This window comes from uncultured Fretibacterium sp., assembly GCF_963544685.1.
In the GTDB taxonomy this organism is placed as follows: domain Bacteria; phylum Synergistota; class Synergistia; order Synergistales; family Aminobacteriaceae; genus CAJPSE01.
Map to the genome: position 1 here is coordinate 1 of NZ_CAUUGJ010000101.1, position 8341 is coordinate 8341.

Annotated in this window: 9 protein-coding genes; all 9 read left to right on the plus strand. The window is 67.3% G+C overall.

Annotation, left to right across the window (positions count from 1 at the left end; translation table 11 throughout):
- A partial coding sequence (locus ABLA28_RS09145) for an MraY family glycosyltransferase (RefSeq protein ID WP_347713404.1) occupies nucleotides 1-809 on the plus strand: 809 nt, incomplete at its 5' end.
- Between the two features lie 82 nt (nucleotides 810-891).
- Nucleotides 892-2019, plus strand: a complete 1128-nt coding sequence (gene wecB / locus ABLA28_RS09150) for a UDP-N-acetylglucosamine 2-epimerase (non-hydrolyzing) (protein ID WP_347713405.1) — start codon at nucleotides 892-894, stop codon at nucleotides 2017-2019.
- A complete protein-coding gene (gene murA / locus ABLA28_RS09155) occupies nucleotides 2016-3281 on the plus strand; it encodes a UDP-N-acetylglucosamine 1-carboxyvinyltransferase (RefSeq protein WP_347713406.1) in 1266 nt (421 codons plus the stop codon). The genes wecB and murA overlap by 4 nt, the downstream gene beginning before the upstream one ends.
- Nucleotides 3278-4240 carry an isopentenyl transferase family protein gene (locus tag ABLA28_RS09160; RefSeq protein ID WP_347713407.1) on the plus strand — a complete coding sequence of 321 codons (963 nt, stop codon included), beginning with the start codon at nucleotides 3278-3280 and terminating at the stop codon, nucleotides 4238-4240. The genes murA and ABLA28_RS09160 overlap by 4 nt, the downstream gene beginning before the upstream one ends.
- A gap of 19 nt (nucleotides 4241-4259) precedes the next feature.
- On the plus strand, nucleotides 4260-4916 hold the full coding sequence (locus tag ABLA28_RS09165) for a uracil-DNA glycosylase (RefSeq protein ID WP_347713408.1): 657 nt from the start codon (nucleotides 4260-4262) through the stop codon (nucleotides 4914-4916).
- Complete coding sequence (gene uppS, locus ABLA28_RS09170) at nucleotides 4913-5629, plus strand: polyprenyl diphosphate synthase (protein WP_299300547.1); 717 nt, start codon at nucleotides 4913-4915, stop codon at nucleotides 5627-5629. The genes ABLA28_RS09165 and uppS overlap by 4 nt, the downstream gene beginning before the upstream one ends.
- Entirely contained in the window at nucleotides 5610-6431 is an 822-nt protein-coding gene (locus tag ABLA28_RS09175; protein ID WP_347713409.1) for a phosphatidate cytidylyltransferase, read from the plus strand. Before uppS ends, ABLA28_RS09175 begins: the two co-directional genes overlap by 20 nt.
- Nucleotides 6428-7582, plus strand: a complete 1155-nt coding sequence (locus ABLA28_RS09180) for a 1-deoxy-D-xylulose-5-phosphate reductoisomerase (protein ID WP_347713410.1) — start codon at nucleotides 6428-6430, stop codon at nucleotides 7580-7582. Before ABLA28_RS09175 ends, ABLA28_RS09180 begins: the two co-directional genes overlap by 4 nt.
- Nucleotides 7583-7677: 95 nt before the next feature.
- Nucleotides 7678-8341, plus strand: a 664-nt coding sequence (locus tag ABLA28_RS09185; protein ID WP_347713411.1) for a M50 family metallopeptidase, incomplete at its 3' end; no start/stop codon positions are given.

The window sequence follows — 8341 nt, forward strand, 5'->3', positions numbered from 1 at the left end:
GCTTGGCCCGCAGTTACCGGATTCTCGACCTGCCCGATGCCCGGAAGATCCACACGGGCCAGATGCCCCGCGGCGCCGGGCTGGTGCTCTGGACGGGGTATCTCCTGTGGGCGCTCTACGCGGTGGCGGAAGCGCCCTCCGTGCGTTTCACCGCGCTCGGGGCCACGATCGTCTTCCTCATCGGCTATATCGACGACATGCGCTCGCTGAGCCCGTTCCTGAGGCTGGGGCTCCATCTCCTGAGCTCGGCTCTGGCGGTCCTGCCGCTGGGGCTGCCCCCTCTGACGGCCTTTGCGTGCGCCGTCTGGATTGCGGGGGTCACGAGCGCCTATAATCTGATCGATGGGGTCAATGGGTTGTGCATCTCCCTTTTCATCGCCTCGTCGGCGGGGCTGGCCTTTCTGGGGGCCGCCCCCGTGGGGGTGGTCATGGCGGCGGCGGCGCTGGGGGTCCTGTGCTGGAACTTCCCCTGTGCCCGGACCTTTCTGGGGGATGGGGGCAGCACCCTGCTGGGCTATCTCTTCTCCGCCCATTTCCTGACCGCCGCGGCTCCGACGCTTCGGGGAATCGGACTGAACGAGCTGGTCCTGCTGCTCCTGCTGTTCGGCGGGATGCCCGTTCTGGACACGATGATCGCCTTCAGCCGGCGCATCCTGATGGGCCGGTCCCCGTTCTATCCCGACAAGGGACACCTGCACCACCGTCTGATGGGGCTTACGGGCTCTCCCCTCTGGGCCGTCGTCTGCCTGGTGCTGATGCAGTCGGCGTCCCTGGCGGGCGGGCTTATGGTCTACGCGCGCCTCTCCTGACGACTTCCCGTGGAGGACATGGATTGGAAGAGATGAACTGGAGGACATGGACAACGGCGAACGAAGGAGGCGGGGGCGCTTCATGCATAGGATAGCCTGTGTCGTCGGGACCCGGCCGGAGGCCATCAAGATGGCGCCGCTCGTGCGGCTGCTGAAGGAGGACGGGCGCTTTGCGGTGACGGTCCTGGCCAGCGGGCAGCACTCCGACATGCTGCAGCAGGCTCTGGCCCATTTCCGAATCGCGGCGGACGTCAACCTGAACGTCATGAGGGAACGACAGACCCTCGATCACGTGACCTCGGCCGTTCTGCTGGGGGTCGGCGCCTTCCTGGACGGGAGCCCGCAGGACATGCTGCTGGTGCACGGGGACACGACGACGACGCTTGGGGCCGCCATGGCGGGCTTCTACCGCGGCGTCCCGGTCGGGCATGTCGAGGCGGGGCTGCGCAGCCACAACATGGCCCTTCCCTTCCCGGAGGAGGCCAATCGGGTGCTCGCCGACCGGCTGGCCTCCCTTTTCTTCGCGCCGACCCCGGGGGATGCGGAGAACCTGAGGCGCGAGGGAGCGCCTGAGGAACGAATCTTCGTGACGGGCAATACCGTCATCGATGCGCTCCTTTGGACGCTCGGGAACCTCGGCCGGGCGGAGGTCCTGGACGGGGTCCCCGAGGACGGTCCCCTCGTATTGATGACGGCGCATCGAAGGGAATCGTGGGGGGAGCCCCTGGCCCGCATATGCAGGGGAGTGGCCGCCCTCGTCGAGGCGCATCCCGAGGTGCGGGTGCTGGTGCCCCTGCACAAGAACCCGGCCGTCCGCGAGGTCGTCCGCAGGGAGCTTGGGGGCTTTTCCCGGGTGATCCTCACGGAGCCCCTGTCGTATCCCGACTTCGTCTCGGTCATGAACCGGAGCCTCTTCATCGTGAGCGACAGCGGGGGGATCCAGGAGGAGGCCTCGGCGCTCCGAAAGCCCGTGTTGATCCTTCGGGACCTCTCGGAGCGTCCCGAGGCCATCGCCTCGGGGACGGGGGTCCTCGTGGGGACGGACCCGGAGGCCATCCTTCGGGAGTCGCTGCGCCTTCTGGAGGACCCGGACTATCGGGGAACGTTTTTGAAGCGGGGGATGCCCTTCGGCGACGGCAGGGCATCCGAGAGGATCCGGGATATCCTCCTGGACTATCTGGACAGCCTTGCGGGAGGGATCGGCGGATGAACGTCATGAGGATACAGGGGGGGATCCCTCTCAGGGGGACCGTCCGGACCCAGGGGGCGAAAAACGCGGCTCTGCCCGTCATGGCGGCCTGCCTTCTCCTGAAGGGAGGGACGCTTGCGCTCGACAACGTCCCGGACCTCTGCGACGTGAGCACGATGATGGAACTGCTCGGGGCCCTTGGAGTGGAGGTCTCGAGGGAGGAGGACCGCGTGCTGCTGAACGTCCCCGAGGACATCGCCTGGGAGGCCCCGGAGCACCTGGTGCGCAAGATGAGGGCCTCCTCGCTGGCGCTTGGCCCCCTGCTGGCCCGCGGCGGCCGGGCGGCCCTGCCCCTGCCGGGCGGGTGTTCCATCGGCAGCCGCCCCATAGACCTGCACCTGAAGGGGCTCGTGCAGATGGGGGCGAAGATAGAGATCCGCAACGGCGTGGTGCACGCGGCGGCGGATCGGCTGCGGGGCCGGAGAATCTACCTCGACTTCCCCTCGGTGGGGGCGACGGAGAACCTGATGATGGCCGCGGCACTGGCCCGCGGCGAGACGATCATCGAGAATACGGCCCGTGAGCCTGAGATCGAGAACCTCGCCGCGGTGCTGAGGACCATGGGGGTCCCCATCGAGATGGAGGGGACGGGGTGCGTCCGCATCAAGGGGGTCGACGAGGCGCAGCCGGGACGCGAACGGGTGATCCCCGACCGCATCGAAGCCTGCACCTACATTCTGGCGGGCGTCATGACCGGCGGGGAGATCACCGTGTGCGACGTCGTCCCCGCGCACATCGACGCCCTGCTCGCCAAGCTGGAGGAGGCCGGGGCGAGGTTTTCCGTCAGAAAGGGGGAGGTGACCGTCTTCCCCGTCGAACGCCTGCAGTCCGTCTCCCTGAAGACGATGCCCTATCCCGGCTTCCCCACGGACCTCCAGCCTCAGATGACGGCGGCCCTGGCCCTTGCGGGCGGCGTCAGCATGGTGGAGGAGAGCGTCTTTCAGGCCCGCTTCCTCTACGCCGAGGAGCTCAATCGGATGGGGGCCGACATCCGCATCAAGGGGGACACGGCCATCATCAACGGGGTGAGGAGGCTGGACGGGGCGTCCGTGAGGGCGACGGACCTGCGCGCGGGGGCCGCGCTGATCCTCGCCGGGCTCTCCGCCTCCGGGGAGACGCGCATCGAGGACATGGTGCACGTCTGGCGCGGATACGAGGCCATCGACCGCAAGCTTCGCGGCCTGGGGGCCTCGGTGTCCCTCGAGGAGGGGGCCGAACGATGACGAAACCGAGGACTGAGGCGGGGGAGGCCCTGCGGGATGTCGTACCGAACGTCGCCGAGGGACTGCCCCCCAAGGAGAAGATCTCCGAGGAGAAGTTCCCTGAAGAAAAGCTCCACGAAGAGAGGACCCCGGTGCGGAAGCCCGACCTCTCCACGATCGAGGTGTACGCGTTCGTCGGGCCGGCGGGGACCGGCAAGAGCCAGAGGGCCTCGCAGGTGGCGCGCCAGCACGGCATCGACCTGATCGTCGACGACGGCCTGGTCGTGTCCCGGGGGCGCATCATGGCGGGCCGGAGCGCCAAGTCGGAGGGCAACATGGTCCGGGCCATCCGGCGCGCGCTCTTCGAGTACCCCGCCCACCGCGAGGAGGTGGTGGGCTTCCTCGAGGGACGCGCTCCCTGCAGGCTGATGCTCCTCGCCACCTCCGAGGGGATGATGCGGAAGATCGTCGCGAAGCTGGGCCTGAACGATCCCGTCAAGATCATCGGCATCACCGACGTGGCGACGCGGGAGGAGATCGACAACGCGCTTCGGGAACGGCGCGAGAAGAGGCAGCACGTCGTCCCCGTCGCCCGCACCCAGATTCAGCGCAACTTCGCCGGAAAACTGGTGAGCCAGCTTAAGGACCTCTTCAAGAGCAAGGACAGGGACGACGGGCGCACCATCGTCAAGCCTCCCTTCAGTTTCGACGGGCACGTGACGATCGGCAGGGAGGCCATCCTGGAGATGTGCCGGCGCCTCGTCGTGATCGGAGAGCACGTCCGCAAGGTACACGAGATCGAGCTGGAGACCGACGACGACAGCCTCGAGGTGAACCTGGAGATCGACCTCAGGCTGGGGAACCGAAGCGCCCTGCTCATCGCCCGCCTCCTGCAGAAGAAGATCAGCGTCGGGCTGAGCTACTTTACGGGGATGGACGTCAGAAAGGTCAACGTCAAGATCCATGAAATCGAACTCTAGCTTGGAGGAAAGGGATCGGATGGGCGCGGACGGGATGGGGGCCGCGCGGAACGCCCCCGAGGACCGGCGGGCGGCGGCCTGGGACGAGCTGAGGGCCCGGGTCGAGACCTGCGACCGCTGCGGGCTCTGCGGGACCCGTACGCGTACGGTCTTCGGCCAGGGGACGGCGCGGACGCCGCTCGTCTTCGTCGGGGAGGGGCCCGGGGCCGACGAGGACCGGGAAGGGCTGGCCTTCGTGGGAAGGGCCGGTCAGCTCCTCACCCAGATCCTCACCGCGGCGGGGATAGACCGGGAGTCGGTCTTCATCACCAACGTGGTGAAGTGCCGTCCTCCGAACAACCGCGTGCCCACCCAGGAGGAGATGATGCGGTGCGGGGATTTTCTGGAGGCGCAGCTCCTCCTGATCCGGCCGCGCATCCTCGTGTGCCTCGGCAATACGCCGATGCGCTGGATACTCAAGACCTCCGAGGGGATAACCGCCCTTCGCGGGCGCTGGTTCGAATGGCGGGGGATCGAGGTCATGCCCATGTTCCACCCCAGCTACCTTCTGCGCAACGACTCCCGGCAGAAGGGCAGCCCGAAGGACCTCACGTGGCAGGACGTCCGGAAGCTGAAGGCCCGCCTGGACGAGATAAGGCTGGACGAGACAAGGAAGGAGAACGCCGAGCAACCATGAAGACGGAGTCGAAGTCGGCGCCGAAGACGGTGCCCGATCATCTGGCAATTATCCTCGACGGAAACGGAAGGTGGGCCAAGCGGAGGGGGCTGCCCCGCCTCATGGGGCATCGTGCCGGCCTGAGGAAGCTCGAGGAGATGGTCCGCCTCGTGAAGCGCCGGGGAATCCGCTATTTCTCGGTCTACGCTTTCTCGACCGAGAACTGGAACCGGCCGAAGATGGAGGTCGACGGTCTGATGAGCCTATTCCGCTACTACATCCGCCGCAAGGTCGACGCGATCAGGGCGGAGGGCGGGCGCATCCGTTTCGCGGGGCGGCGCGACAACATTCCCGCGGACCTTCTGGAGATGATGCGCTGGGCCGAGGAGCGCACCAGGGAGGAGACGACGATCGACTTCATCCTGTGCCTGAACTACGGCGGACGCGCCGAGGTGCTGGACGCCGTCAATGCGCTCGTGGCGAGCGGCCACTCCGGCCCCGTCACGGAGGCCGACCTGCGGCGCTTCTTCTACCTGCCGGACGTCCCGGACCCGGACCTGATCGTCCGGACGAGCGGCGAGCTTCGCCTCAGCAACTTCTGGCTGTGGGAGGCGGCCTACAGCGAGTTCTACTTCACGGACATCCACTGGCCCGATTTCGACGAGGCCGCCCTCGACGCGGCCCTTGGGAATTACGCCGGGCGGGAGAGGCGCTATGGCGGGCTCAAATCCTAGCCGCGAGCTTATTCTGCGCACGTTGAGCGGCGCCGTCATCGTCCTGGGGATCATCGGCTGCATCTACCTGGGGGGGACGGCCTGGCTCTGCGTCGTGGCCACGCTCGCCCTCATCTCGCAGGGGGAATATTACCGCCTGCTCGGCAAGCGGCTGAGGCTCTCGCGCGGAATCGGCTACATCTGCTCCCTGGCCGTGCTCCTCTCGGCCGTCGAGGGGAGCCGGCCGGTCTCGATCGCCCTGATCCTGTCCCTGAGCACCTATGCCATCTTCATGGTCGAGATCCTGCGCCGCCAGACGACGGGGCAGAGCTTCGTGGTCGGAAACGTGGGGGGGACCCTGTCCGGGGTGCTCTTCATCGTCATGCCCTGGACCTGCATCCTTCTGCTGCGGAGCCTCCCCACGGGGAACCTCGTTCTCGTGTCCCTCTTTGCCAGTACATGGGGCTGCGACGTCATGGCCTACCTGATCGGCGCGCGGTGGGGACGGAACAGGCTCTGCGAGCACATCAGCCCAAAGAAGACCTGGGAGGGCTTCATCGGCGGCTTCCTGGGCAGCTTCCTGATGGTCGCCATCGTCATCTACGTCCTGGAGCAGCCGCCCTATCCCCTTTTCCTGATCGGCCTGGTCTGCGGGCTCGCCGGCCAGATGGGGGACCTGGCCGAGTCCCTCCTCAAACGGGAGCTCGGCGAGAAGGACTCGGGCCGTCTCATCCCCGGACATGGGGGGGCCCTGGACCGCTTCGACAGCATCCTGATCAACGGGCTCCTGACCTATCTGCTCTTCGGGATCGTCCTGACATGACGGGGCCGGGGCGGAAGCGGATTGCGGTCATCGGGGCGACGGGCAGCGTGGGGTCGTCCGTCCTGGACGTGTGCCGTGCATACCCCGACGCGCTCGAGGTTTGTGCCCTCGCCGCTCGGTCGCCCTCCGAAAAACTGATGGCGCTGGCGGCGGAGTTCGGTGTTACAATGCTCTGCGTCCACGACGCGCCGCCCGACTTTGGGCCGGAGGGGACGAGAGGGCTTCGGGGCCCCGAGGGCCTGATCGCCGTGGCGGAGGACCCGTCGGTGGACCATGTGGTCTTCGCGTCCTCCGGGACCGCGGCCATCCCGGCCCTGCAGGCCGCCCTGCGAGCGGGGAAGGAGGTCTCCCTGGCGAACAAGGAGAGCATCGTCGTCGCGGGGCCGTGGGTGATGCCCTTGGTGCGGACGAAGGATCAGCTGCGTCCCTTGGACAGCGAGCACAACGCCGTGTGGCAATGTCTGCACGGCGAGTCCGCCCCCGTGCGGCGCGTTTGCCTCACGGCCTCGGGCGGCCCTTTTCGGACCTGGACGGCGTCGGAGCTGGAGGCGGTCACGCCGGAGATGGCGCTCCGCCATCCCGTATGGTCCATGGGGGCGAAGATCACGGTCGACAGCGCCACCCTGATGAACAAGGGGATCGAGCTGATCGAGGCGATGATGCTCTTCGGCCTGGAGCCCCAGCAGGTGGATGCCGTGGTCTCTCCGGGGTCCTTCGTTCACGCCCTGGCGGAGTTCGAAGACGGCAGCGTCAAGATGCTCGCCGGGGTTCCGGACATGCGGCTTCCGGTGTCGTCCTGTCTCTTCTGGCCGGAGCGCCGTTTTCCCTCTGGAGGGCTCGAGCGGCCCGTGCTTGCCCCCCGAACGATCGCCTTCGAGGAGCCGGACCCGGAGCGCTTCCCCGCCCTGAGGCTGGCGCGGGAGGTGATGGAGCGAAAGGGGCCGTTCCCCGCCGTACTGGTCGGGGCGGACGAGGTGGCCGTGGAGCGGTTCCTCTCGGGGCGGCTGGGTTTTACGGCCATCGCACGGGCCGTGGAGGAGACGATGGGGGCCTGTACGCTCCCGGTCCCCCAAACCCTTGAGGACGCGCTCGCGGCCATGGAATGGGCCGGGCGGCACTGCGCCGCCGTCTGCGGCGCGTGGGAAGGTTGAGGGGGCGCGGGAGGACTCGAATGGGATTCCCAAGGGACGAGTCCCTTGGGTGGGTCCAGGGAAGTTTTTAGGGAAGCAAGGAGGAAATCGATTCGATGCTGACAAGTATTATTGCGTTCATAATCGTCATCGCCATCTGCGTGCTGGTCCACGAGTTCGGGCACTACATCACGGCGCGCCTTCTGGGGGTGCAGGTGCACGAGTTCGCCTTCGGCATGGGGCCCGTGGTCAGGCAGTTCGAGCGGAAGGGAGAGCTTTGGTCCTGGCGGCTTTTTCCGGTCGGAGGTTCCTGTCGGCTGGCCGGGATGGGGGAGGAGTCCGGTGAGGAGACGGTGCTTCCGGGCATGGGGTTCAACGAGCAGCCCGCCTGGAAGCGCTTCCTGATCCTGCTGGACGGGTCCCTCTTCAACGTTCTGCTGGCCTTTCTGCTGACGGCGGTCTTCCTCTGCGGGCATGGGGTCATGAACATGGAGGACACGAGGATCGGGACCCTGATGGAGGGGTTCCCCGCGCAGCGGGCGGGCCTCGAGGTCGGGGACCGCGTCGTGGCGGTGAACGGCAGGTCCGTCGCCCATTGGCGTGAGATGTCCGAGGCGCTGAGGGAGGCTGCGGTCAAGGGGGACGTCCGCCTCGAGGTCCAGCGCGGCGACCGTACCCTGACCGTGACGACGCCCATCCCCGACAACGCGGAGTATGGACACCCCATGCTGGGGGTCACTCCCGCGCTTCTGCGTTATTCCCCCGGACAGGCCCTGCAGA

Coding starts and splice junctions, on each gene's coding strand:
- ABLA28_RS09180 (WP_347713410.1), top strand. CDS start 6,428: ATGACGGGGCCGGGGCGGAAGCGGATTGCGGTCATCGGGGCGACGGGC.
- ABLA28_RS09165 (WP_347713408.1), top strand. CDS start 4,260: ATGGGCGCGGACGGGATGGGGGCCGCGCGGAACGCCCCCGAGGACCGG.
- ABLA28_RS09160 (WP_347713407.1), top strand. CDS start 3,278: ATGACGAAACCGAGGACTGAGGCGGGGGAGGCCCTGCGGGATGTCGTA.
- ABLA28_RS09175 (WP_347713409.1), top strand. CDS start 5,610: ATGGCGGGCTCAAATCCTAGCCGCGAGCTTATTCTGCGCACGTTGAGC.
- murA (WP_347713406.1), top strand. CDS start 2,016: ATGAACGTCATGAGGATACAGGGGGGGATCCCTCTCAGGGGGACCGTC.
- uppS (WP_299300547.1), top strand. CDS start 4,913: ATGAAGACGGAGTCGAAGTCGGCGCCGAAGACGGTGCCCGATCATCTG.
- wecB (WP_347713405.1), top strand. CDS start 892: ATGCATAGGATAGCCTGTGTCGTCGGGACCCGGCCGGAGGCCATCAAG.